Raw genomic sequence first — 24,237 nt, forward strand, 5'->3', positions numbered from 1 at the left:
TCAGTCTTTTCTTGCGTACTTCTCTTTCATAAATTCAAAATACATATAGCCAAAACGGTCGTACCAATCCTCCACGCCGTATTTGGCCTCGCATACGTTAAGTTCCATCATGGCATCGGCCAGATCTTGTAGCATTTCGGCATATTTGTTATCGTATGCTTTCTCAAGGTCTTCTACCGATTTTAGTATTTTGATGCGTTCGCCCTGCCAGGCCAAACCTGCCACACCATGCACTCCAGAGGCATTGTCTCCAAAGGCTATGGCCGCATTGGTAAATTTTTTAGTGCATTTGTAGATGGTGGCCAAACGTTCAAAAAGATAGCGTCTCTCATTGAACTTCTGCCGAGCTTCCACAAAACAGCTCGCGCAGCCCTCGTCCTCATCCTCCAATATTTTACCATCTTCGCCCATTGAGATTTCGGTACAGATGGATGGAATACTAGGTGCACCGGCCGGGGGCGTGGAATTGATACACGAACTCAATCCGGTATATGAGCTGTACAGATTTTTAACCGTTGCCCATGTGGACCGTATATTGGAAAGGGTCTTGTTTAGGTTTTCAATTCCCTTTTTCATACCGGCCCTTTCGCTTTTGAGCACTTCCAACTCGGTTTTCAACATATCTTGATCATGCTCGAACTGAGTTTTCCAATTTTCAAATTGCTCCATGGTCATGACATTTCCCTCCCAATAATTTTGGGCTATTGCGCCAAGGGGAACCAAGAAGATGAAGAGCAATAGCATTGTAGTGTTCTTTCCCTTTTTGCCCATTAGTTTTCCAGCAAGCACCCCAATGACCAGAAGTGCTACGCCCAACGCAATGTAGAGCCAAGTACCACCACCTTTGTCGCTGTTGCCATTTCCATCTGATGACACGGCCCCTGTACTTGTATTGACCGTTGCATCACCTCCTGATTTCATCTCACTCGGTTTGATTTTTCTAAAGGCACTGCCCAGATAACTCTTTTCTTCTGGACTTGCCAGCACGGCAATGTTGTAAAGTGAGTTGGTGGGATTGTCCGTCTCTATTTTGATGCCAAACTTGCCCTCTGCCCGGAGTTGAAACCGGACCATGCCGTCCGGGGAAGAACCTGTGCTTTTTTTATTGTATTCATCGTTCCAAATGTCTTGGTTCAAACTGACCTCCAAAGGGCTTCCATCCAAACTGGTGACCAAAACATCCAAAAACTGGAACATGGAATGCCCGGTCACAAAGTGATACATGGTGGAATCAGTCATTCGATTGAAGAACACCATCCCTTTCTCCCCTTTATGTCCATCTCGGGTATCTTCCGAAAGCATCAATTCAATAGGTTTTATGGCTTTGTCCAAGGTATAGGGCTGGGCAAATGCTTGAAGGCATCCCAGGGAGAGAAAACCGAACAATAATATGATCTTTATCTGTTTCATGATATTAGTTCTTGTATTTTTCGATTAAGTAATCAATTGTCTGAATACCTTTTTGTTCCAGATATTCGCTTTGGGTCTTGTCCACCTTGAACATGGTTCTATACCGGATTTGGATTCCATTGGCGTAGTTTGGATTTTGAAGGATGAAATAACCCTGATTGGGGTGTTTCCAGATATAGTGATCGCCAGAATTGCTTATCCTTAAAAACTTTTTCTCATAAGAACCCGACAACCAACTTGAGATTTCCGATTGTACATCGGACATGGGTTTCTGAAAGAATGTCAAGCCAAAAACGGATTGATTGCCATCCCTGAGCGTTAGATTGTAACTGCATAAATATCCTTGACCACTGGGACCATTGGAGGTCTCCTTCATGTCCGCAACGGTAATACCGTACAGGGTGGCCACTTCTTCAGCCGTTAACTTACATTGGGAGCTGGAGGCATAAAGGTTGGTGTAATCCCCATGTTGCTCAAGGCGAATTCCATTTGTATCTACTTTACTCTTGGCGGTGGTTTCCACATTGCCTTCTGAACTGGCCTCCCCTTCTTTTTTGTTTGACTGCCCGCAGGCCATGAAGAGCATTACTGCAAAAAAAATGATTGAAATCTTTTTGGTTTCCATACTGATTTAGATTGATTATTCCTTTTCCCTTACCAATGTCACCACTGCCCCGGTCATATCATCTTTCATGACCAAGCGGTTTTGGGTTTGTTCCATAATGGTCTGAGTGGTGGTTATCTTGGTTGTGCTCATCTCATCCTTTGCCTCGGCAGTAACTTTCATGATGTTGTCCTCCAACTCAAAAGTGCCCCCACTATCGGTAAGAAGATTACAGTCATTATCATAAAACTGGACATGATAGTTGTTGGCCGAATAGGTGATGCTGGATTTCTTGCCACAATCGTTCAGGTTTTCGTATCCGGGCACTCCTTCTAGGGATTCATAGTACCAAGTGCCCTCAAGATCATTCCCTTCGTTAGTTTCTTTTTTGTCCATCACACTTTTGGGAACGCCAAAAACGGTTTCAATGGCTTTTTCCGTACTCTCTTCAGCTTTTTGTTCCGCCTTGCGCTCCACGGTCCGTTCCACTCCACGTTCAGCACCTTCTTTGGCTTTTTTGCCCAATTTTTTAAGGAACTGGGCCTCAGTCTGCTGAAATGGTGCCATAAAGGCTAATGCCAGTAAAAATGCTGTTAAAATTTGTTGTGTTTTCATAGTCTAATGTTTTTTCTGTTTACTGCGACTGCATCCCGAGTATTATCCATCACCCGGGTTTTTGTCCAAAACATAGGTAAACGAATCTTCTCCTACATCAAACACGAATTCATTTTCTGTTAATGTGATGATTTCACACATCAAATCTTCACCATCTTCGGTTAGAATAAATTCTGTATCGGAAAGCAATTGCCAAGTGTAGTTGCTGTTACCTAGAAAATTGCAATTAAATTCGCCGTCATAACCATAGGCTTCCAATACAAGTCCCCCTTCCATTGTAAAATTGTAAATACTCTGTCTGTCGCAGTCGCCCAGGACAAAATCGCCAAAGCTTTCGAGATACCAATTTTCAGAAATCATCAACTCCGCTACCGTTGGTTCGGGTTGTGGTTTGTTACCGTCATCGTCTTTCCCGCAGCTAAAAATGAGCAATGCGATACTTAGGATGCTTACATATTTGATGCTGTTTGTTTTCATGATGTGTTTACTTTTTGTTGAAATGTATCTTCTTGATCAACTTATGTTTGTTGATGATGTTCAGTTCATAATGGCCCTTCTCCAAATACTTTATGTTCAAATAGATCCTGGTATTAGGGAGATGGTCCATTTCCCCTCTATAGTGCAGGGGTTTGCCGTTGCGTGACTTCATTGTTCCAAAGCTATGGGATGCTTTGGACAGCATCATGTAACTATGTAACAGATACCATGGGTATATGTAACATAGGGAATGCTCCCTTTAAAAGGGCATGCTATGGGATTAGGAAATAAGGGAAATCAGGTAGTCTTCCTAAAGTCGGATGGGGAAAGACCGTAAATGTCCTTAAAACATTTGGAGAAATAGGTCGCCTCATTGAAACCTGAACTATAGGCCACCTCGGCAATGGAGAGTTTAGGGTTTTTCAGAAGTTCCGTGGCTGCTTTCAATCGTTCATTACGGACAAACTCCGTGGCGGAAACCCCAAATAGGGATTTTAGCTTTCTATGCAATTGCATCCGGCTCAGGTTCATCCGTGAAGCAAACTCATCGGTGGTAAAATCGGGATTGGTCAATTCGGCGTCCATAACGGTTTCCAATCGTTGTATAAATCTTTCATCGGCTGTATTGATGGCAATGTCAACTGGTCTTAAAATGAGTTCACGGCTATACCTTTCCTGTAGTTTTTTGCGTTCATGGAGGAGTTGATGAACCGTAGCCTTTACAATTTTGTGGTTGAAGGGCTTGGTAAGATACCCATCGGCGTGGGTTTGTAGACTCTTCAATCGGGCTTCATCCCCTGCTTTGGCGGTGAGCAGCACTATCGGAACAGAAGACGTGAGTTCATCTTCCTTCAATGCCTTTACCAGAGCATACCCGTCCTTTTTGGGCATCATGACATCTGAAATGACCATATCGGGAATTTCCTTTTGGGCAAGTTTAAAAGCTTCCTCTCCATTACTGGCTTCGAGTATGGTGAAATCTTCCTTGAAAACATCCTTGAGCACGGTGCGAATATCCGGATGATCGTCCGCAATGAGCAAAACAGGAACCTCATCACTTTCAATTTCAATGGCCTGTACCTGTTGGTCGGAATGTGAATCATTGTTTTCCTCTATCAAAATGGCATCTTTCAAATCCTTTTTCAACGGCATTTCAACGGAGATTATCACTTTCCCCTTATCCAAACCCGCATGGATGGAACCTTCACAAATTGTGACCAGATTCTTCACGAGGGCCAGCCCAATTCCAAAACCCACTGCAGTGCCATCTTTTTGGTAAAAGCGCTCAAAAAATTTGGGCAGATCTTTCTCTTTCACTTGACCATTGTGGTTTTCAATTTCCAACACAAGTCTTTCATTGTGTATCCTTGAAACAAAGGAAACAGGCCCACCTTCCCTATATTTAAAGGCATTGGAAAGTAAATTGACAACGATTTTTGTAAGTATGTCCCTATCGAAGTAATGAGGCTCCTCTGAAACCTGTACATTAACTTCGAATGGGACCCCTTCTTCTTTGGCCCTAAACTGAAACGGCTCCAAAAGGGCATTTAAAAAAGAGGAAACATTGCCCCTTTTCAAGATGATCTTCAATTGGCCTCCCTCTATTTTTGAGAGTTCCAATAGCTGGTCCACAAGTTCCAACATCCGATCGGCATTGCTGTCGATCAGGTCCAATTGTTTTTGGTTCGTTCCATCCGAGATGGACCTTAATTGCTGCACTGGACTCTTGATCAAGCTCAATGGGGTCCTAAATTCGTGGGAGACGTTGGCAAAGAAACGGGATTTGAGCGTGTCGAGTTCCTTTATCCTTTCGGCCGTCCTTAGCTTGTTCCTATATCCATAAAACAAAAGGCTCACAATGGCAAAAAACAGCCCCAAGAGCCCAATATATAGGATTTTTTGATTTTTCCTGCGTTGTTCAGAGAGTTTGTTCCGGGCAGAGAGCAGGGCTATTTCCTGTTCTTTCTTTTCGGTCTGGTACTTGGCTTCCAGTTCTTGAAACATACTTCTATTTCTGTTTTTTATCAGGGTATCCTTTACGGATAAGTGGTTTTTTAGTTGCTGAAGTGCAAGTTCAAACGATTTTTGGGATTCATAGGTTGAACTGAGCAATCTGTAGACCTCTCCTTTATGCTCTATTACATTGGGGTCGTTCAACTCATTATAAATATTGAGTGCGGTGATGAATTTTGATTGGGCATTTGGAGGGTTTCCATTCTCCAAATCAATTTTACCAAGTGTTAGGTTTGAGTTGGCAATTCCCAAGGGATTTTGGACCTTTTTTTGCAATGGCAGACTTTTGTTATGGTACAGCTCAGCACTTTTAAAATCTTTTAGTTCAAAATAACAGTCGCCCAAATAATAATATATTTCCGCGAGATCATACTCGCTTTCAAATGTCTCCAAAAAGTCTTTGGCTTTCAACAAATAATCGATTCCTTTTTGTGGATTGCCCTTTTCCTTTTCAATGATGCCCCTATATAGATTTACGGTTGCCAAGCCATAGTCATGCCCATTGTGCTCGGAAACTTTTTCTGCTTTATCGATATAGACTGAAGCCTTTTCAAAATCCTTTTGAATGATGAGGAGCTGGGCAATATTAATGTTGTTGTTCACCAAGGTCTTTTGGTATGGATCGTGAATGTCCAATATGGAATCGACCTTTATGTATGCATCTATTGCCTCTGGGAATTTATTTTGGTAGAAATAGGTGTTGCCCAACCCAAAATACGATTTTGAAAGTACGTCCCAGTTGTTGATTTTCTTGGATATTCCCAAATCTTGGATTGAAAGCTGCTCAGCTTTTTTGAAATCCCCCAAAATGGAGTACGACCAAATAAGATTTTGATTAACGGTACTGTACAATAATGAATCCATTGTCTTGGGAATAAGTTCCAGCGCTTTGTTCCCATAAAAAATGGTGCTGTCAAATTTGGATTGTACATTGTAGAGGGTCATATAATTTTTATAGACATTAACTACCCCTTTTATGTTTTTCGCACGGTTGGATTCCTCCAATAGTTTTTTTAATTCCGGTCTTACTTTTTCAGGACTATTGTAGATGTAGAGTTCAAACAATTTGTCCGCTACATTTAGTTTGTCTTCAAGTCCAGAAGAAAAATAAATTTCTTCCAGTGAATCAATCTGACTTTCGGTTTGGGCAAAAACCAGAACAGGAAAGAACAATAAGGTAACCAACAACTTTTTCATTTTGAATGGAAGTTTAGGATAACCAATAGTACAATATTTTAACAGGGGGAACTGGGTATCATGGTAACATTCTAAAGTTACATAATTTAATCCATGCCGCGATGTAAGGGCAAATTTTCGGTTGCCCTGTATTCCTCTCTTTTAAAAAATGATTGCGGAATTGTTGATTATTTAATTTCTCGAACAGTTTTAATGACAGTTAAATCATCACCTGTTTTGTTGGAGTGACACCTGATATTTTTTAAAGAGGAGGAATACTAAAAACCATTAATTGATCAAGATGGTTCCAGTCCGCAAAAATATTGGTTTCTTGCCCCATGTTCCAGCACCCTTCGGGTGCCCTTTTGTGGAAAGGGAGAAGGAAGAAAAGTTGGATGTTTTCTTGGATTCTACGGTGGTTCTGCCAAACGATAGCTGTGGCAATTGCAAGACACAAATAAATATTTATTGATTTGTATGATCGTACATTTAATTCTTTAGATATATATACGTGAAAATGTACTTTTCTCCGTTCCCATTTTTGGCCCATACACGCATTAAAATCGATTTGGAGAAAACAAATCGGCCGTTCTTCTTCCTTTCCATTGAAATACTAAGTTCAAGTTCAGTACGGTTTTTGATTTTTCTCTTCTGAAAAGACTCCCCAATGATTTGCCGTACAAAAGCCCATGTATGGCAAAGCCCAGACAAACATTACATACATTATAGGTTTGCCAAATTGTTGATGGATGGTCACGGAGCAAGTTGTGTTTTTGCTAACAAAAACCCTGCGCACTTTGTTTGCAAACTTGTTGGACATATTCCCCAAACCCCGCAGGTTATGGCAAGAACAAAAAAGATATAGGCATTCAGGTGAACGTCAGGATGTCTGTGGACGAATATCCGATTCGATCAAATAATATAGGCCACGTGGAATGAGGTATCTCCGACTACTTCTGAGGTGTTTTGTTGGACAGTTCCGATATGATCGGTTTTATTTGGGCGACAATACCTCAAATTCCCCGTCACCTTTTGGTTGTTTTAATAACAATATCATACAAACTCTTGAGCTAACCACTACATTTCATTAAAGATTGGAACTGGCACATTGTTTTGTTCCATTAAATAATATATCAAAACAAATGAGGGTAGGGCATAAAAAAATAGATTTACAGGAATCACTATAAATGCAGAAAATAAGAAAGCCCTAGTGTAAATTATTCTAGTGATAAGCTATCCCTCTGAAATGACCAATCCTACCAAAGTTCAAGTAAAGAATCTAGAAAATTAAGTTGGTCCAAGGAATGGGGGTCAAGGAGTACCATCTTTCGATTTTCCCTGATAGTATTCCGAAGGGGTATTGCCAAAGAGCTCTTTAAACCGTTTTGTAAAGTAAGACAAATTGTTGAACCCTACTTGGTACGCTATTTCGGATACGTTCCCAGCCCTTCCCTTGAGCAATTGTGCGGCCCGTTTCAATCGGAAATCCCTGATGAAGTCCTGAGGTGATTGATCTATCAATGCCCTCATCTTTCGGAACAGTTGTGTACGGCTCATCCCCGTTTCCCTGGCAAGATCCCCGACACCGAATGTGGAATCATCCAAATGCTGTTCCACTATCCGCAATATCCTTTCCAAAAAATGTTCATCGGTCGAGGTAACTGCCAAAAGCTTGGGTTCCAAGGTCAGTTGTCGGCTGTATTTTTCCCGTAAAAGCCGACGTTGGTCGATACGGTTTTTTACACGGGCGACGAGTTCTTTCCTGTCAAAAGGTTTTATGATATAATCATCTGCCCCGGTCTCGATCCCTTCCACTTTTGAGGCTTGGGAGGCAAGGGCAGTAAGCAATATTACAGGAATGTGGCTGGTCCTTTCATCCGTTTTCAGTTTTTTGCACAACGATAACCCGTCCATCCCTGGCATCATCACATCACTGATGATCAGATCTGGAATGGTCTTTTGTGCCACTTTAAAACCTTCGTTCCCGCTGATGGCATCTTTTATATGGTATGCTTTGCCAAGATGTTGTTTTATATAAAATCTTACATCATCATTGTCCTCCACAATAAGAATGAGCGGCAAGTCTTTATTAAGGGCCTGTGTCGTATCGATTAGTTTCATAACCTTTGCCGGAACAGATGGCGCACTTTTTTTTGTGTCCGGCTTCTGTAGGCCTTGCAGGGCTATTTCACTTGAACCAAACTGTTCTTTGGCAATGGGCAAGATTACCGTAAATATCGTGCCCTTTGCCATTTCGCTGACAACAGAGACGTTACCATGGTGCAATTCCACCAGTTCCTTTACCAGGGCAAGGCCGATACCTGTTCCGGTTCCTGTCCCTTGTTGGGTGCCCTCCACTTGGTGGAACCGGTCAAAAACCTTGTCCAATTCGGAACTGGCAATTCCCTTTCCGGTATCCTCTACCTCAATTTTTAGGGATTGCCCTTCCTCATTTTTGTTTGTGTTGACCAATGAGGCGTTAAAATGGATTTCCCCTCCCTCAGGCGTAAACTTAAAAGCATTTGACAATAGGTTGTTGATGATTTTTTCTAGTGCATCACCATCATACCACCCAGTTTCAATTTCCTTGGCGATATTTATATTGAAAATGACATTCCGATAGTCGGCCCAGGAACTGAAAGCGGCCGTTATCGTTTTCAACGAAGTCTTTAGATCCCCTTCAGCAATCTGCAGGGGCAAAGCACCGGCTTCAAGCTTGGCCAAATCCAACAACTGGTTCACAAGGCCCAATAGCTTTTCACCATTTCTTTTCATCAACTCATAGCTCTGTTGATGCCCTGCATCTTCCTTTTTGGATGCCAACAAATCCTTTAGCGGTCCCAAGATCAAGGTGAGCGGGGTTCGGAATTCATGGGAGACATTGGCAAAAAATCGTGACCGCAGCTCCACAAACTCCCGTTGCTTTTTATTGACCACTTCCTTGGTACGCAGCTTTACCTGGTAGTTTCTGAACAGGAGCAACGAAATAATGAGCATTGAGGCGATTCCGCCCAAAAGTAGGTTTCTTTGGGTCGTTTTCTGTTTTATCATCGCCTCTTGTGTGGCCATTTCTGCTTGCTTCAGTTCCCTCTCTGTGGTCAACAATTCGATTTGTCGGTCTTTTTTGGCCGTTTCATATTGTATCTCCCTTGCGACAATGTTTTTGTTCGTCTCGTCATCAAAAATGCTGTCCTTGAATGCCTGGTATTGTTCAAGGTAAGTAAGTGTCCTGGTCTGATCCCTCATCTTTTTATACAGTCCGTACAGGGCATGGGACAACCGACTTTTCATTTCTTTGGAATCGGTCAGGGATGCAACTTGCCACCCCTCTTCAAGACTTTCCCGAGCTTTGGAAAACTGGCCTTGGTCGAGATAAACGGTGCCCAGTTCATAAAGGGAGGTGGCTATGTTGTAATTGTCCGATGTAATGGATCTTTTCAGTGCAATGCTCTTGTTGAGAAATGAGATTCCCTTCGAAGGATCCCCCTTTGCGTGCCATACCCCCAAACTGTGGTAATTCTGGCTTATCAAGTCCTTGAAGTTCCCTTCCTGGGACAGTTTGAGGCTTTTGTCAAAATAGTACAGAGCCGAATCCTGTTGTGCGTGTTTGTCCATGACCACCCCTAAACTGTGGTAATTGGAGGCCGTAAGCCTGGCATCCCCGACCTCCTCGCCATGATGGAGGGAGGCCCGATAATACTCAAGGGCATTTTCATAGTTCCCCAGGTTCTCGTAAACCCCTGCGATATTTTCAAGACAACTGGCCAAAAGATAGTGGTCGCCCTCCTCCTCAAAGACAGTGAGGGATGCAAAAAAATCGTTCAGGGCCAAATCGTAATTGCTGTAGTTCCATTGTATGGTGCCCAAGTTGAAATTTACCTTGGCAACGGACAAATGATCCCCTGCCGCTTCAAAGTAAGGGATGGAGGCGGTAAAATTTTTGTATGCATTTTGATTGTCCCCTTTGTACAGATACACGGCACCCATGTTCAGATAGCCATCGGCTATGCCCAAGGTGTCCCCAATTTTATTTCTGTAGGTAAAGTCCTTTTTGTAAAAGGAAATGGCCTTGTCATATTCGGCTATGGATGCATGTAGTAGGCCCAAATTGTAGTTGATATCGTGTATCCCGTCCAAATCCCCCAATTCCTGAAACAGCTCTTGGCCCTTTTGATAGTAGAAGACACTGCTGTCCATGGCACCGGAGTATAAAAAATAGGTGCCCTTGATCTTATCGGCAGATGCCATGCCATAGGTGTAACCAATGCTTGACGCCACATCGAAAGCCTTTTTAGCGTACAGATGGGAAGTGTCAAGATTGATGCCCCTATACGTGTTGGCGATATCCAACAGCAGCCCAACGGTCGTGGTATCCTGATTTCGGATCTTTTCCAATATCCGGGTCAGGCTATCCACCTCCGATCGTAGCTGGGCATGGGCAACCCAACAAAAAAGACCCATAAAACCTAAAAGGGCAAGTTTTTTCATATTGGTCGGATTGGTCGCAGGCACTTCCACTAAGATAGCGGTAAAATCCGTCTTTCATAAAATATTCACATTGATTCTGTTGGAAATGAGGCATATGGATGTAACCTGAGCATCAGAAATTGGAACATCCGTAGCAATGCCCCGTTCCTCCATGGCATACTTTTAAGATTCAAAGTGATGGGATGTATGCCCCATCGTTCCAACAACATCAAAAAACTAAAGAAATGAAAAAACCTAAGTATTTTTCCGCTATTGAACAATTGAGACTTCCATTGTATTTGTCCGTATGTATATTGGCCTTGGTCCCTTTGTACCAATGTAGTGATGAGGAGGAGGGTCCGGACTGCTCCTTGCAGGGAACCAATCTGTCCATTGCCGATATGTCAGGGAACTGGGTGGCAACGAGCGCCATTTTTTTTACGATCACCGATCCCATAGAAACAGTGGATGTTGTGGAAGAAGGGGGAACGGTCACCCTGTCCATCCAATCCAATGGAGGGTTCACCCTCAATATTGCCGAATCCGGTGGGCCAAGTGATGTTTCATCAGGGGATTTCTGTTTTGATGAAGATCTTTTGGTGGTGCGTTTTGATGGGGATGCCCCGGATGATTGGGAATATTTCAGGGTTCAGCTTAGCTCGGGAAACAACCTATCCATCGGAGGCCCCGCAGAATTTGATTTTGACGGGAACGGGACACCCGATCCGGCCGAAGTCGAGCTAAGCTTGATAAAAGACTGATTGAATTTTCGGTTGTTGGATACAGCTATGGCATTCTTCTTTCTCATTAAGGAAATTCTCAAAAATTCGAATAGACAATTGCCAATGACATTGATTTGTGCTCACTTGTGAGATAGAAAGATGTATATTAAATATGTTGGTAACAACGTATAACTACAATTACAATGGATTTGGATGTTGTCGAATCCACTGGCGGATACTTTGGACAAAACAGTAATACCACGGGTGAAATCCACCTGTCCCGCCATGTGATCTTTATTAGGGTAATTTTTTTTAGTTAACTGGATTGCAGACCTTTTTTCAGCAATCCTTTTTGGGGAATCAGCAAGCACCCTGCTTTTAAGAAACAATGAAGCATAAATAAAAGAGCCAAAGAACACAGAAACGTTCACAAGTATCCAAAACATTAATTGCTTAACTTTGGATTATTGTCAAGTATTTGGCTGTCAAAGAGGTTTCCGACATCCCCAAAAAGGGGAGCTCACTAAATTTCCAAATGCATCCAGGGGATTATTTTTACAGGTAAGTACGGATAGCATGGCAACGGATGAAGGGAAAACAGGACAATAAAACATCAGGTTATGGATATTCAGGATATTAAAAAAATGCCAGTGGCCAAGCGTATTTTGATCGCTCAGGACATTTGGGACTCGATTGAGGACAAGGACTCCATAGAGTTGAGCGATGAAATGAAAACGGAACTCGATAGTCGTATCGACCACCATAAGAGCGGAGGTGCCAAGTATTATTCCCTGGAGGAATCAAGAAAACGAAATGCCAAATTGAGGAATGACCTATAGGTTCCAGATCCTTGAAGCTGCCGATCAGGATATTGCAGAGGCGATTCTACAGTATGAGGATATCCGTAAGGGTCTATCTGTAGATTTTGAACTTTGCCTGGAGGAAGGATATGCAGATATATTGAACACACCCCTTGGTTATCAGGTCAGATACAGGGGTGTCCGGATAAAGTTCATCAGGCGTTTTCCCTATGGGATCCATTATATGATCGAGGATGACATGATTACGGGAATTTCCGTTTTCCATCAGTCCAGAAGCCCAAGGAAATGGTTTAAAAGATTGAAAGAGAAATAATATGGAACACTGAACAAGGAACAAAGGGACAACCAGCCTCTTTTTTCTTGCCTGAAGACTGACTTTCCTACGACGACCCAACGTTATTTGAATTACAGTTAGGGATTTTGACACCTTTTGGGTGCTCTTTTGTGGAAAGGGAGAGAAAAGAAAAATGAGAAAATCAATGTTCAATCAGAGCAGCAGGATTGCCAAACACTTAAAAAACCAGTAAATTTTTGTTAGGATTATAAGATATTGAAAGGCAAAGGCTCAACAAAGATCAATTGAGCCCTGCTACCTTTTGGGAAGTGGACATTAACCTATTGGATATCAAAAAGGATAGGGACTTTATCATTGTAAGGATGCCCGAACGAGGTACGGATCTGGAAATTGGGCTTATTAAATTGACATATTCGCAAAGGGAGATTATCTCGGCATTGGAAAAGACCAAAGGAGGCTCAAAAAAGACCCTTAATTTCTATAAAACGATTTCAATTTAAAGGCACACGAAATGTAGCTGTCCCAATCAATGAACAAAAAAAGCCGCTTTAGGGATATGGTTTTAGTGCTTGAAAGCATGGCTGACAATTTTAAGTACTCCCTAACTGTGTGATTAAATAGTGACGATTACAGCTGTAGGGGTTTGTACTTCCCAAAGTGATTTTGGTCAAGGGCTTTGAACTTTTGTGATCTTGGCATTGATTTCATCCAATATTTTCTCGGAAACACTTTTACCATAGTGTTTTTCAGTTACCTGAACACTGGAATGTCCAAGTCCCGATGAGATTTTTCGGATATCGATACCCATGTCCAAGCCGATATTTGTCCATGTATCCCGAAGGGTATAGGTAGTAATTTTTTTTTCTATTCTAGCAAGTGCAGCAATTTTAGCTGCGTACTTGTTAAAAATTTTCACTTTTCCGTTATTGACTTTATGCATTCTTTCCGGAGTGGTGTCTTCCGGGATAATAGGGAAAAGATACTCATCTTCCTTTTGTCCGTTCAAATAGAATCCAATGATTCTTAGAGCTTCTTCATTTTGTAAAACACTAAAGTAATCACCCTCATAGTGTGTCTTTTTTCTATAGTACTTTATGCGATTGTCCTCAAACTGATATCGTTTTATTGTTGCCATGTCATAATGGTTCATGCCCATGTTATTGAACATGAACAATAAATAGTTGCGCGTGTGCCAAATAGGGGTTTGTGGTTTTAGTTTCAATTTGCGAATGGCCATAATATCTCCCAAACTTAATGGGTCAGGAGCATTTTCATGGCTTTGTTTCTTTATGTTTGATAGCGGGTTATGGTCTTTTAAATCGGAATAAGTTTTTCCTGCATCGTTCATTATGGCCTGTAGACTCCTAAGATGGATGGAGGGAGTATTTCGTGATCTATATCGATTGCTCATATACGCTTTGAAATCTTTTAGGAAAGCATAGTCCATAGCTTTTATTTCCATATCCAACTCCGAAAAATCTTCCAGCACCCTTAATTTTTTGTCCTCCATTTTATAAAGAGTTCTGATTGGAAGTGTATCATCCTGTCCCTTTAGATTTTTTCGAAATTTGACTAATGCTTTAAGTGCGTCCTCATAGGAACTGGCAGTTGAGTAGCGCTCCTCAAGGCGAAGGCGATTCAAGTATATTGCACCATGGTTTAGTATGGAGCGGGAAGGGGATTTTTTGAAAAACCTTTGCTCGATTTCAGATTTTAAACGACTTATTTCCCAATTTTTAATTTCACCTGCATTCTCATCCATCCATAAGTCTACATCTGAATAAATCTTCCGTGTACGCTTGGTATGCCTTGAAGCATTTAGTATTCCAGTTATTATCCCAGTTGAAAAATCATACTGGGTTTCCTTTAAATGTATATTGAAAGGGATGTCCCTAGTTTTTCTGACATGCCCTATACGAAGAACCAATGGGAATTTTTTATCTTTAGTTGTGTGGTCTGCTCGTTTATCAAAGGTAATCTTGATTGTGGCCATATTGTTATAAGGATTTCAGTGGCGTGCTTTCGGCGTGCTTTTTTTGGATTGAAATGGTTTTATATGGACTTAAAATTAATAAAAACTACTGAAAAACAAATAGTTGAAAATATATAAATTCACACAAAACCATATATTAACTGACTGTTAATCAGAGGGTCCTTGGTTCGAGCCCAAGAGGGGGAGCAAAAATAAAAGAGCTGCACGAAAGTGTGGCTCTTTGTTGTTTGGGGTGGGCGAGAAGTTTGTGATGAATGTAAGGGACAGCATGGGTTTATTCTAAAAACAGTTACGGCGCAACTCTCTCCTTCATTGATTTAAACAAAGTTTTATTCGTATGAAAAATCGTTTACCTAGCTAAGGTTAAAAACCAATTTTTTGTACCTTATTTCCATAAATACTTGTAAATCAAACATTGACCAAATGCAAGGAATAAACCGCTGTCCTCCTGTTAAGATATTTGTTGGTCTTTTGTTTGCCTTTGCCTTAAACGTAATGGTTTTCACTCAAATTTATGGACAGGAAGCTGTAGATTCCAATATCATCTCCTATACCGATAAACTTGCTTACGGTGTTGATTTAAGTACGGATATAGATGAATTTATTGTGAGCGGTCCTGACACTGAAAATTTTCACTTGGTTACCAACAATGATGTAAAGCTTACACTGCGGTTGAACTACAAATTCTTGAATTTAAGTTTTGGGTTTTCCCCGGGATTTTTATCAGGAAATGATGATGATGAACTAAAAGGGGATAGCTCCTTTACGGAATATCAGGTGAATATGTTTCCCGGAAGATTTGTGCAAAATGTCTTTTTTAGAAGGATGAAGGGATTTTATGTAGAAAATACCGAAGATTTTGTACCACTGTGGCAGGAAGGTACAGACCCTTATTTACAATTCCCAGATTTAAAAAGCATTGAATGGGGAGGGTATACAGGCTTTGTCCTAAATGAAAAATTTTCGCTTAGGTCTTTGCTTAACCGACAAGAATGGCAATTAACGAGCAGTGGAAGCTTTATACCCGCATTACGTTATAATTTTACAAAGTTGGCCAACACTTTTGAAAGTGGGTCCTACGGTAAAGAAAATCAGGTTGATTTACGCGCGGATCTTGGATATTATTACAACTATGTGGTATCGCCAAAAGTTAACATTGCACCCTACGCACGTGCAGGTATTGGACCCAAAACATCCAAATATACGTTGGATGGTGTGGTTGATAAAAACACCTATTTTGTTTCCGATTACGGCGGGGGACTCCAATTGGGGTACAATACAGACCAACTCTACATGGGAATTAGGGGTAGTTTTAATGGCTATACCTACAAGGATGAAAGCGATAATACCATATCCAATAATTTATGGCATGGCCTTTTTTATATTGGATACCGATTTGAAACACCCGAAAAGTTGAAAAATCTTTTTTGAGGATATTCGTAATGATTTTCAAGATATTTCAGAGCGATACTGTCTTTAATTATGAACCACTTCCGAAGGAATCCTTAGTGTAAATAGGTGTTGGTTCACGCCTTTCATACCCAATTTAAATACCTTGACTTCCTTGCTTTGCAGTTTGCTGCCGTAATTTCTATAAATAGTGGCTTTTATATAAGTAGGCGTGACCTGCTTGTTACCATGATAGGTGGCATTGATTTTCCAGGTGCCCAACAATTCATTGTCTAGAAGAAAATCTGCCATGGCGTAACCCAATTCCTTTTCTGAGCGGATTCTATTCGGCATTTCAGCTAGGGTATGTTTCCACTCAAAATATTGGTTGTCAGGATTTACAAACTGTAGGTCGAATTCTGCTTCAGAATCGTTCCAATCAAAGACCAAACGCGTGCTACGTTCATCAAAATCTTTCTTTCGCTTTTTGATTTTCAGGGAGCCGTTGTCCAAATCAAAGAGGTTGTCCACCTCCCGTTGCATGATTGCGGCAAGCTCCATACTGTCTTTGGGCAACAGGCCTTCCTCCAAAAGATAAGAATGCCGTGCATAGAGCGATGCGGCTGACTCAGGTTTGTCCAGATTGCGGTAACTGTTGGCCATATCAATAAAGCTCTGGGCATATTCAGGCCGAAGCTTGTACACCTGTTTGTAGAGCGCATGTGCCTTTTCCTGCTGGCCCTGCGCTTCCAACACATAGGCCATGGCCTTCAGTAGCACTGGATTGTTATCGTTCAATTCAACATATTCGTCATAGATGGTATTGGCGAATGCTTCATCCTTATCATAAAAGTATCGGTAGGAATCGAGATAAAAGAAGGCGTGATTGGCGTATTTACGCTTATTGTTTTCAAATACGGTCCGAGCAGCTTCAGGTGACCCACTTTCCTTGAGTTCTGTGAGATAACCAGGCAAAGAAGCACCGACTCCCTCAGCATCTACTAAATCTTCGGTGAGATAATTGTTTCGCAGTTTTGCCCGATCATAGGGTAAGCCTTCTCCTTCTTTTGGGATGACCGTTCCTGTTTTGGTATTGATGACGACGACCCCGTTTATGCCCAAGTGCCCATATCGCGCTAACCCGGCATAGGACGGAATAAAAGCAACTCTCCGAAGGTTGCCCCACAGAGTACTGCATTTTATACGAGTCAATACAACACCGTCCACATCAAAAACAGCTTGCCCTCTAGATAAGCCAGGAGAGGATGAGCCTTTGTTCAAAGAAAGGCTTTGGATTATGTTTGAAGGCCTTATTAGGCTGCCTCGGGACCGCATGAACACTTTTAATTCATCAGTTGTGGGATCGCATTTAGCAGCTACCCCTGCAAATCTTCCAGTGATTACAAAATCAAGGCTGGGAGCTAGATCAAACTCATCCTCATCGATTATACGAAGTGAGTAGCTAGCCGTTTCTTTGTTTAAGTACCCGAAGGCAGATTTGATGATATTGGGATTGGAATCGTACTCCAATTCCAATTCTCTCTGGCCTTTCAATACTTTTTTCGACACCGTAACCTCATCCAGTTCTTCCACTCGTATCTTCATTTGGATATTGAGGATTTTGGTGACATCTTCTACGATAACAGAGATGGTGTCCATCCCAACATAGGTGAACCGGAGTTCCTCTTTGGGCTTGGCCATGATTTCATACATACCGTTTTGGTCAGAACCAATGTTGTCTCCCGAAGAAAGATTGGCAATGTGAACATCCTGTAACGGATTTCCTAGATTGGTAACTTTCCCATGAATGTTTTTTTGCCCGTAGGAAAATGTCAAAAAGAGAAGAAAAATACTGGTTGTGGCAATTGCTTTCAATACCGTTGGATTTTTGTGTTTACAAATTGTGTTTTTTACAACGGGGGAATTTTTCTGACAAAGATTGTAACGTCTATGTCTACCCACAAGATAATATTATTTTATCAGCGGGCATGTAAAAAGTATCAAAAATTGGTCCAAAGTGCTATTTTTCAATGAGTTTTTATGCAAAGCAGAATGGACCAAATCGTAAAAACCACCAATTTTGGCGGCTTTTTGTTGTAGGAAAGAAATAGAGACTTTTAAACAAACAAGAGTATCACCGTTAGCAAAAAACCTGCTGCTGCAAAATACAGTCCGTTTTTGTAGATGGGAGCCTTGGGCCGGAACATAAAGAAGGCCGATACCGCAAAGAACAAAAGGGCAACCCCAAAGAAAATACCCAGCCAGAACAAAGGGTGCCCCGAGTGCATTTTGTGCAATTTGTTCATATTGTCCAAAAGCTTAGGCAGGCGTTTTTCAGTATAAGTAGTTTCCCCGGTCTTTATGTTATAGGTCCCCCCATTAAAATACATCAGGCCGCTTTCGGTTTTATCGACCTTAAATCCTCTTTTTCGCAAAGCGGCACCCAGAGCCTCTTCTTCGAGATTGGGCTCCAAGGTAGCCTGTATCTGGACTTCACTCTTCATATAATCGGTGTTCCTAAAGGTGAGCACGATGCCGCTTATGGCATAAACGGCCATAATGCCCGCCAAAAAGAATCCAAGGTACCTGTGGATTTCCCGGAATGTATTTTCTGATTTTCTTCCCATAATTTTACTTTGAGGCCCTAAATAAATGTATCAAAAGAATCAGGACCAAAAACCCATAAGGTAATTTGGTCCTTTCTTATTCTCTTTTTCTAATAGTAGTTTTATTGTTGTGCCATCTCTAGGTTTATGGTAATATCTACATCATCACCCAAAGTTGGGGTGTCACCACCCACACCAAATTCCAACCTATTCACTGTGCCCGTGATTTTAAGACCGGCCTTTAATTTTTGGCTTCTTTGGTCCGTTATGACACCGTTCACTTTTCCCTCTAAGGTAACGGGCTTGGTAGTACCATGCATGGTTAAATCACCGGTCAGCATAAAGGTCTTGTCCCCGGTTTTCTCATAGCCAGTAGTTTTAAAGGTAATGGATGGATGTTTCTCTGCGGCAAAAAAGTCATCACTTCGTAGATGATCGTCCCTTCTGGAGTTGTCGGTATCTATGCTGGTTGTTTTAATGTCAACCATGAATTCGGCATCCTCAAAAGTATCTGTAGCCGTTGCGGTGATATCAAAATCTCCAAAATGGCCTTCAACTTCAGAGATCATTAAGTGGGTTATGGCAAAACCTACTTTGGAGTGCGCTGGATCAGATTTCCATGTGGACTGTGCAGTGACGGCCAAACCTAGTAATAGTGCCAAAGTCAAAGTTATTTTTTTCATGATGTGTTTAAATTTAGGTGTTAGTGATTGTTTAATTCGTTTCAAGCGTTAAAGTATCATAATTTATTTAGAAACTTTAATTTTTAAAAAGATGAAGATCAATATGGTAAAATAGAGTTGAACTTTAAACAATTTTCTGTGAACGACTCAGGTTGACCCCTAATCAACTGGTTTGTAGAAAACTATAGTTAAGGTGTTGTTCATGGGGTTAACTTTGTTGTTGGCGAAACAGTTTTTTTCCAGACCTTTTTTATCGCTAGTTTTGATTCTTGATTTAATTGGAACGAATTGATTTCTAGAAAGGAACTTCTTTTTCAAATTGTACTTCACATAATTGTGCTGTTGTTCTTCTCTTTTGATAAGAACAGGGAGGCCATTAATGTGGACAGGGCCATATTTCTTTTGTATTATAGTGTGGCCACAGTGGTAATCACTTATTTCTTAATGCCAAGATACCTTTATAAAAAAAAATATTGGCAATTTTTTGTAGCATTCTTCGCAGTGGTCACGACCGTGATTGCGATAGAGGAATTGGTTCTGGAACCCCTAATGTTTCCAAACACCAGAAGGGGAAATGGGTTCCCAGGGGTATATGCCTCCCTTTTGGGTATTTTACCTGTAATGACCATACTTTCGGGTTGTAAGTTTGGTTGGGATGCCCTGCAGAAACAAGCCGAAATTGACGAGCTACAGTCCACGATTCAAGAAAGTGAACTGCAATTTTTACGTTCGCAGATCAACCCTCATTTTTTGTTCAATAACCTGAACAACCTGTACTCTTATGCACTTCAGAATTCGCCCAAAACACCAGAGATTATATTGGAAATGAGCGGAGTGCTCCGGTACATGTTGTACGAATCCAAAGAACAGTTTGTTCCCCTAAAAAAGGAAATTGAACAACTGGACAACTTTATTCGCTTGTATAAATTACAGATTGAGAACAGGGGGGATGTTAATTTTGAAACGGTCAACATAAAACCAGGCTACAAGATTGCACCACTTATATTGATTGTGTTTATAGAAAATGCCTTTAAGCACAGTCAATCTGGGCAATCTTCCAATATTGAAATAGATATTTCTGTAAAAATGACCGACTCCGTCTTGGAGTTTAACTGTAAGAACAACTTTGAGGCCGTACCTAGTCTGGACACCATTGCAAAAGGAATAGGACTAAGGAACGTGCAAAAACGATTGGAACTTTTATATCCCAATAAGCACAAGTTGGAGATAAGTGAGGAAAACAACTCTTATATTGTATACCTAAGGCTGGAACTTGAAAAAGCATAAGGAATATGAGATGTATCATTGTTGAAGATCAACCCCCTGCCCAACGAATTCTTCAAAAGTTCATAGAAGATGTCAATCACCTTGAGTTGGTCGGGATATTCTCTGACGGGTTACAGGCCATGGAGTTTTTGAACTCAAAACCTGTGGACTTAATGTTTTTGGACATCCACTTACCCAAAATCAATGGCATTGAGTTTTTAAAAAGTATACCAGATGCGCCCCATGTAATTCTCACCACTGCTTTTTCGGAATATGCTCTGGAAGGATATGACCTCAACGTAGTGGATTATTTGCTGAAACCGTTCTCTTTTCAACGTTTTCTTCAGGCGGTAAATAAAGCCAGCATGAAACAAGAACAGGAAGAAGCCGTTACATCCAATCAAATCAGTGAGATCTATGTCAAGTCCAGTCACGAGCACATTAAAGTGTCTGTCAACGATATTTTGGCCATTTCTTCTGATTCCGATTACACAGAAATCCGTACCGAAAAAAGAAAGGTACTTTCCAATGAACCCTTACGGCATTGGGTGGATATTTTAGGGCCACCCCATTTTTTCCAAGTCCACAAGTCACATATTGTGAACACCAAAAAGATAGACCGTATATCAGGAAACTTGGTTTATCTTATTGACGGCTCAAAAATACCGTTGGGCCGTGCCTACAAAGACCACTTTCTGAAAAATATCTTGGGGTAAAGAGCAATTGTGTTTTTATCATAAAGACCCTCCACAATGCAATCGATTGTTTGGCTTTTGATTATATTTGGCACAATCACTGATAATCAATCTATTGTACTTAAAATTTTACAAATGAACACAAAATCAGACAGCAGCAAGCTTAAATACTTTTTGTTAATGGTATTAGCGGCAGTATCGACGGTATTTCTTGGGTATTCCCAAGAAGAAGCATCAGAAAAGGGCCTTAAGGATTATTATAAGGACCATTTTCCTGTTGGGGTGGCAGTTTCGCCTAGAGCCTTGGAAGGAGAAAGTGCCGAGCTGATCTTAAAGCATTTTAACAGCATGACACCGGAAAATGTTATGAAAATGGGACCAATCCATCCAGAAGAGAATCGGTATAATTGGGAATATGCGGACCAAGTTGCCGACTTTGCCGTAGAACATAACCTAAAATTGCGGGGGCATGCCCTATGTTGGCACAACCAAGCCGGTGATTGGATTTTCAAAGATAAAAATGGAGATCAGGTGAGCAAGGAAGTGTTGCTCCAACGTTTAAAAGACCATATCACTACTGTAGTAAAGCGGTACAAGGGAAAGATATATGCTTGGGATGTGGTCAATGAAGCAATATCGGACAAGGAAGATGAATTTTTAAGAGATTCTCCGTGGTACCAGATCTGTGGGGAGGATTTTATCATCAAGGCATTTGAATATGCCCATGAAGCCGACCCTGACCTTAAACTGTTTTATAACGACTATAGTGCTGTACATCCCATAAAAAGGGACAAAATCTATAAGTTGGTAAAAATGATCCAAGATGCTGGGGTGCCAATTCATGGGGTGGGCATTCAAGGTCACTTTTCTATTTATGAACCCACAGAGCAGGAATTAAGGGACGCCATAGAAAAGTACGCTTCTTTAGGTGTTGAAGTCCAGATAACCGAACTGGATGTTTCCGTATACCACAAAGAACATAGTAGGAGAGATCCCTTGCCAAAAGATGAGGATGATGCCTTTAAACCAGAGCAGGAGCAGAAACAAATCAAACAATACGATATGCTGTTCAGGGTTTTTAGGGATTATGAGGATACACTTACCAGCGTGACTTTTTGGAATATCTCTGACCGTTATTCGTGGTTGGATAATTTTCCGGTACGGGGACGAAAAAATTATCCGTTACTGTTCGATGAAAAATTGCAACCCAAAAAAGCCTATTACAAAGTAATAGACTTCGAGGAGTGAAAAAACGAAAAGAATATAAAAAAGCCCAGATTGTTTCTGGGCTTTTATTATTATATGTAACCGCAATTGACTACCCTGTAAAGTACGATAGAATCGCAATTACAATGACTACCAATAATACGGAGAGCACTACATCTATGGTACTGTAGCTTCCTTTGGTTGCAGTACGATCTTCGGCAGATAAAGTACCAAAGGACAAACCTTTGATCAAAGCATAATTTGGTGGCGCTGTGGCCAAGGTTACCGCAATACATAGTGCTACCGAAAATATGAACATGAAAATTGCCATGTGGGCAAAATTAACTGTAGCAAAGGCAAACATAAAGCCAGATACATCTTCACCAGCTGCAATCTGTGGTTGATAATAGATTTCTGAGCCCAAACGGAGTATCAATAATACTAGACCGGCCAGAAGCGTTGTAATGGCCGCTTTGGAATTGACTCGTTTCCAAATAATACCCAAAAGGAAAACAGTGGTCACTGGTGGAGCAATATAAGATTGCACATTTTGAAGGTATTGATACATGACCCCACCCCCAATTTTATCCATAATAGGAATCCAAATGATGCCCAGTACAACAATAAATCCGGTTGCCACTTTACCTATGGTCAATAATTGACGCTCTGTTTTTTCTGGGCGCAATTTTTTATAGATATCAATGGTGAAAATTGTGGAACAGGAATTGAACACAGAGGCCAATGAGCTCATCAGAGCAGCCATAAGTCCACCGGCCACCAAACCTTTCAATCCAACTGGAAGAAGTGTTTTAACCAACATTGGGAAAGCCCTGTCCGCGCGTTCTACACTAAAAACCTCTGGGTTTTGTACGGTCAATGCAAAGGCAATAATACCGGGAATCAAGAAAATTAAAATGGGCATCAATTTTAGATAGGCTCCAAAAATGGCTCCTCGTCTACCAATTTTAATATTATTGGCGGCAAGGGTACGTTGTACTATGTACTGATCCGTACACCAATACCAAATCCCCACGATGGTACCACCGAACAATAGTCCGGTCCACGGAAAATCTGGGTCGCTCATGGGGCGCCACATGTTAAAATGATCTGGACTTACCGCGGTTACAGTTTCATGGAGTTGGCTCCATCCACCTACTTCTTTAAGGCCCAAATAGGTAATGATCAATGAACCTAGAATAAGAATAATGGTCTGAAGGGTTTCGGTATAGATTACCGCTTTCATCCCACCGATGATCGTGTAGATTCCGGTAAAGACCACCACTCCAATGGCTCCGTACCAAAACGGAATCCCCAAAAGTTCGGAAACCACAATACCACCGGCATAGATGGTTACCGAAACCTTGGTCAAAACATAGGCGACCAATGAGAAAATGGACAAAAACCAACGGGATTTACTATCAAATCGTTTTTCGAGAAACTCGGGCATGGTAAAGGCCCCACTTCGAATGTAGAACGGTAGGAACAACCAACCGAGCAATAATACAATCCAAGCATGTAGCTCATAATGGGCCATGGGTGTGCCCGATTCAAATCCCGTACCGGCCAACCCCACTACGTGCTCCGAACCAATGTTCGATGCAAAAATTGAGGCGCCGATAACGAACCATCCCACGTTTCTACCAGCCAAAAAGTAGTCCTCGGTATCTTTGTTCTTTTGGGCGACCACCCAAACGGCCACTCCAATAAGTGCCAAAAAGTAGATGCCTAGGACGATCCAATCCGGCCTCTCTAAAACTGATTCCATAATTAATTGTTGTTAGTTTGCTTAGTGATTTTTA

Annotated in this window: 20 protein-coding genes; 8 read left to right on the plus strand and 12 right to left on the minus strand. The window is 41.4% G+C overall.

All coding sequences use genetic code 11. The features are described 5' to 3' along the window. From FG28_RS07710 to FG28_RS20055, 7 genes are all read right to left on the minus strand, one after another. Complete coding sequence (locus FG28_RS07710; protein WP_036381569.1) at positions 1 to 1,410, minus strand: hypothetical protein; 1,410 nt, start codon at positions 1,408 to 1,410, stop codon at positions 1 to 3. A gap of 4 nt (positions 1,411 to 1,414) precedes the next feature. Further along, positions 1,415 to 2,035: a hypothetical protein gene (locus tag FG28_RS07715; RefSeq protein ID WP_036381571.1), complete on the minus strand. Its 621-nt coding sequence runs from the start codon at positions 2,033 to 2,035 to the stop codon at positions 1,415 to 1,417. A 15-nt stretch (positions 2,036 to 2,050) separates the two neighbouring features. Further along, positions 2,051 to 2,629, minus strand: coding sequence for a lipocalin family protein (locus tag FG28_RS07720; protein ID WP_081894258.1), 579 nt, complete (start codon positions 2,627 to 2,629; stop codon positions 2,051 to 2,053). A 42-nt stretch (positions 2,630 to 2,671) separates the two neighbouring features. After that, a complete protein-coding gene (locus tag FG28_RS07725; RefSeq protein ID WP_036381576.1) occupies positions 2,672 to 3,106 on the minus strand; it encodes a lipocalin family protein in 435 nt (144 codons plus the stop codon). Positions 3,107 to 3,113: 7 nt separating this feature from the next. After that, the gene (locus FG28_RS20595) at positions 3,114 to 3,278 is read right to left on the minus strand and encodes a hypothetical protein (protein WP_156102226.1); all 165 of its coding nucleotides are present in this window, start codon (positions 3,276 to 3,278) and stop codon (positions 3,114 to 3,116) included. Positions 3,279 to 3,403: 125 nt separating this feature from the next. Further along, positions 3,404 to 6,316: a response regulator gene (locus tag FG28_RS07730; protein ID WP_036381578.1), complete on the minus strand. Its 2,913-nt coding sequence runs from the start codon at positions 6,314 to 6,316 to the stop codon at positions 3,404 to 3,406. A 1,290-nt stretch (positions 6,317 to 7,606) separates the two neighbouring features. After that, complete coding sequence (locus FG28_RS20055) at positions 7,607 to 10,783, minus strand: tetratricopeptide repeat protein (protein ID WP_156102227.1); 3,177 nt, start codon at positions 10,781 to 10,783, stop codon at positions 7,607 to 7,609. Positions 10,784 to 11,007: 224 nt separating this feature from the next. Here FG28_RS20055 and FG28_RS07750 point away from each other — a divergent pair, with 224 nt between their 5' ends. The 4 genes from FG28_RS07750 to FG28_RS07770 all read left to right on the plus strand — a co-directional run bounded on the left by FG28_RS07750 (position 11,008) and on the right by FG28_RS07770 (position 13,100). After that, entirely contained in the window at positions 11,008 to 11,523 is a 516-nt protein-coding gene (locus FG28_RS07750; protein ID WP_156102228.1) for a hypothetical protein, read from the plus strand. Positions 11,524 to 12,104: 581 nt separating this feature from the next. Continuing rightward, entirely contained in the window at positions 12,105 to 12,323 is a 219-nt protein-coding gene (locus FG28_RS07760; protein WP_081894260.1) for an addiction module protein, read from the plus strand. Then, positions 12,313 to 12,618 carry a hypothetical protein gene (locus FG28_RS07765; protein WP_036381593.1) on the plus strand — a complete coding sequence of 102 codons (306 nt, stop codon included), beginning with the start codon at positions 12,313 to 12,315 and terminating at the stop codon, positions 12,616 to 12,618. The genes FG28_RS07760 and FG28_RS07765 overlap by 11 nt, the downstream gene beginning before the upstream one ends. A 266-nt stretch (positions 12,619 to 12,884) precedes the next feature. Continuing rightward, entirely contained in the window at positions 12,885 to 13,100 is a 216-nt protein-coding gene (locus FG28_RS07770) for a DUF6922 domain-containing protein (RefSeq protein WP_036381596.1), read from the plus strand. A 167-nt stretch (positions 13,101 to 13,267) separates the two neighbouring features. Here the strand turns inward: FG28_RS07770 and FG28_RS07775 are convergent, their stop codons facing one another. Then, on the minus strand, positions 13,268 to 14,593 hold the full coding sequence (locus tag FG28_RS07775) for a phage integrase SAM-like domain-containing protein (RefSeq protein ID WP_036381599.1): 1,326 nt from the start codon (positions 14,591 to 14,593) through the stop codon (positions 13,268 to 13,270). Positions 14,594 to 15,016: 423 nt separating this feature from the next. On the opposite strand from FG28_RS07775, the gene FG28_RS07780 reads away from it, so the two are divergent. After that, positions 15,017 to 16,024 carry a DUF4421 family protein gene (locus tag FG28_RS07780; protein WP_036381602.1) on the plus strand — a complete coding sequence of 336 codons (1,008 nt, stop codon included), beginning with the start codon at positions 15,017 to 15,019 and terminating at the stop codon, positions 16,022 to 16,024. Between the two features lie 45 nt (positions 16,025 to 16,069). On the opposite strand, the gene FG28_RS07785 is transcribed toward FG28_RS07780, so the two are convergent. The 3 genes from FG28_RS07785 to FG28_RS07795 all read right to left on the minus strand — a co-directional run bounded on the left by FG28_RS07785 (position 16,070) and on the right by FG28_RS07795 (position 19,271). Further along, complete coding sequence (locus FG28_RS07785) at positions 16,070 to 17,857, minus strand: carboxypeptidase-like regulatory domain-containing protein (protein ID WP_036381605.1); 1,788 nt, start codon at positions 17,855 to 17,857, stop codon at positions 16,070 to 16,072. A 242-nt stretch (positions 17,858 to 18,099) separates the two neighbouring features. Continuing rightward, complete coding sequence (locus FG28_RS07790) at positions 18,100 to 18,609, minus strand: PepSY domain-containing protein (RefSeq protein WP_036381608.1); 510 nt, start codon at positions 18,607 to 18,609, stop codon at positions 18,100 to 18,102. Positions 18,610 to 18,710: 101 nt separating this feature from the next. Next, on the minus strand, positions 18,711 to 19,271 hold the full coding sequence (locus FG28_RS07795; protein WP_036381611.1) for a YceI family protein: 561 nt from the start codon (positions 19,269 to 19,271) through the stop codon (positions 18,711 to 18,713). Positions 19,272 to 19,559: 288 nt separating this feature from the next. Between FG28_RS07795 and FG28_RS07800 the strand changes: the two genes are divergently transcribed. From FG28_RS07800 to FG28_RS07810, 3 genes are all read left to right on the plus strand, one after another. Then, positions 19,560 to 20,558 carry a sensor histidine kinase gene (locus FG28_RS07800; protein ID WP_036381614.1) on the plus strand — a complete coding sequence of 333 codons (999 nt, stop codon included), beginning with the start codon at positions 19,560 to 19,562 and terminating at the stop codon, positions 20,556 to 20,558. 5 nt (positions 20,559 to 20,563) lie between these two features. After that, complete coding sequence (locus tag FG28_RS07805; protein WP_036381617.1) at positions 20,564 to 21,253, plus strand: LytTR family DNA-binding domain-containing protein; 690 nt, start codon at positions 20,564 to 20,566, stop codon at positions 21,251 to 21,253. Between the two features lie 114 nt (positions 21,254 to 21,367). Next, on the plus strand, positions 21,368 to 22,480 hold the full coding sequence (locus tag FG28_RS07810; protein WP_036386283.1) for an endo-1,4-beta-xylanase: 1,113 nt from the start codon (positions 21,368 to 21,370) through the stop codon (positions 22,478 to 22,480). Between the two features lie 70 nt (positions 22,481 to 22,550). On the opposite strand, the gene FG28_RS07815 is transcribed toward FG28_RS07810, so the two are convergent. Then, the gene (locus tag FG28_RS07815; RefSeq protein ID WP_036381620.1) at positions 22,551 to 24,203 is read right to left on the minus strand and encodes a sodium:solute symporter; all 1,653 of its coding nucleotides are present in this window, start codon (positions 24,201 to 24,203) and stop codon (positions 22,551 to 22,553) included. Between the last annotated feature and the right edge of the window lie 34 nt (positions 24,204 to 24,237).

Origin of the sequence: Muricauda sp. MAR_2010_75, from assembly GCF_000745185.1 — a bacterium.
In the GTDB taxonomy this organism is placed as follows: Bacteria; Bacteroidota; Bacteroidia; order Flavobacteriales; family Flavobacteriaceae; genus Flagellimonas.

What these genes read in the sequence shown, in the direction of transcription:
- FG28_RS07710 (WP_036381569.1), bottom strand. Translation starts at nt 1,410, where the DNA reads ATGAAACAGATAAAGATCATATTATTGTTCGGTTTTCTCTCCCTGGGA.
- FG28_RS07715 (WP_036381571.1), bottom strand. Translation starts at nt 2,035, where the DNA reads ATGGAAACCAAAAAGATTTCAATCATTTTTTTTGCAGTAATGCTCTTC.
- FG28_RS07720 (WP_081894258.1), bottom strand. Translation starts at nt 2,629, where the DNA reads ATGAAAACACAACAAATTTTAACAGCATTTTTACTGGCATTAGCCTTT.
- FG28_RS07725 (WP_036381576.1), bottom strand. Translation starts at nt 3,106, where the DNA reads ATGAAAACAAACAGCATCAAATATGTAAGCATCCTAAGTATCGCATTG.
- FG28_RS20595 (WP_156102226.1), bottom strand. Translation starts at nt 3,278, where the DNA reads ATGAAGTCACGCAACGGCAAACCCCTGCACTATAGAGGGGAAATGGAC.
- FG28_RS07730 (WP_036381578.1), bottom strand. Translation starts at nt 6,316, where the DNA reads ATGAAAAAGTTGTTGGTTACCTTATTGTTCTTTCCTGTTCTGGTTTTT.
- FG28_RS20055 (WP_156102227.1), bottom strand. Translation starts at nt 10,783, where the DNA reads ATGAAAAAACTTGCCCTTTTAGGTTTTATGGGTCTTTTTTGTTGGGTT.
- FG28_RS07750 (WP_156102228.1), top strand. Translation starts at nt 11,008, where the DNA reads ATGAAAAAACCTAAGTATTTTTCCGCTATTGAACAATTGAGACTTCCA.
- FG28_RS07760 (WP_081894260.1), top strand. Translation starts at nt 12,105, where the DNA reads ATGGATATTCAGGATATTAAAAAAATGCCAGTGGCCAAGCGTATTTTG.
- FG28_RS07765 (WP_036381593.1), top strand. Translation starts at nt 12,313, where the DNA reads ATGACCTATAGGTTCCAGATCCTTGAAGCTGCCGATCAGGATATTGCA.
- FG28_RS07775 (WP_036381599.1), bottom strand. Translation starts at nt 14,593, where the DNA reads ATGGCCACAATCAAGATTACCTTTGATAAACGAGCAGACCACACAACT.
- FG28_RS07780 (WP_036381602.1), top strand. Translation starts at nt 15,017, where the DNA reads ATGCAAGGAATAAACCGCTGTCCTCCTGTTAAGATATTTGTTGGTCTT.
- FG28_RS07790 (WP_036381608.1), bottom strand. Translation starts at nt 18,609, where the DNA reads ATGGGAAGAAAATCAGAAAATACATTCCGGGAAATCCACAGGTACCTT.
- FG28_RS07795 (WP_036381611.1), bottom strand. Translation starts at nt 19,271, where the DNA reads ATGAAAAAAATAACTTTGACTTTGGCACTATTACTAGGTTTGGCCGTC.
- FG28_RS07805 (WP_036381617.1), top strand. Translation starts at nt 20,564, where the DNA reads ATGAGATGTATCATTGTTGAAGATCAACCCCCTGCCCAACGAATTCTT.
- FG28_RS07810 (WP_036386283.1), top strand. Translation starts at nt 21,368, where the DNA reads ATGAACACAAAATCAGACAGCAGCAAGCTTAAATACTTTTTGTTAATG.
- FG28_RS07815 (WP_036381620.1), bottom strand. Translation starts at nt 24,203, where the DNA reads ATGGAATCAGTTTTAGAGAGGCCGGATTGGATCGTCCTAGGCATCTAC.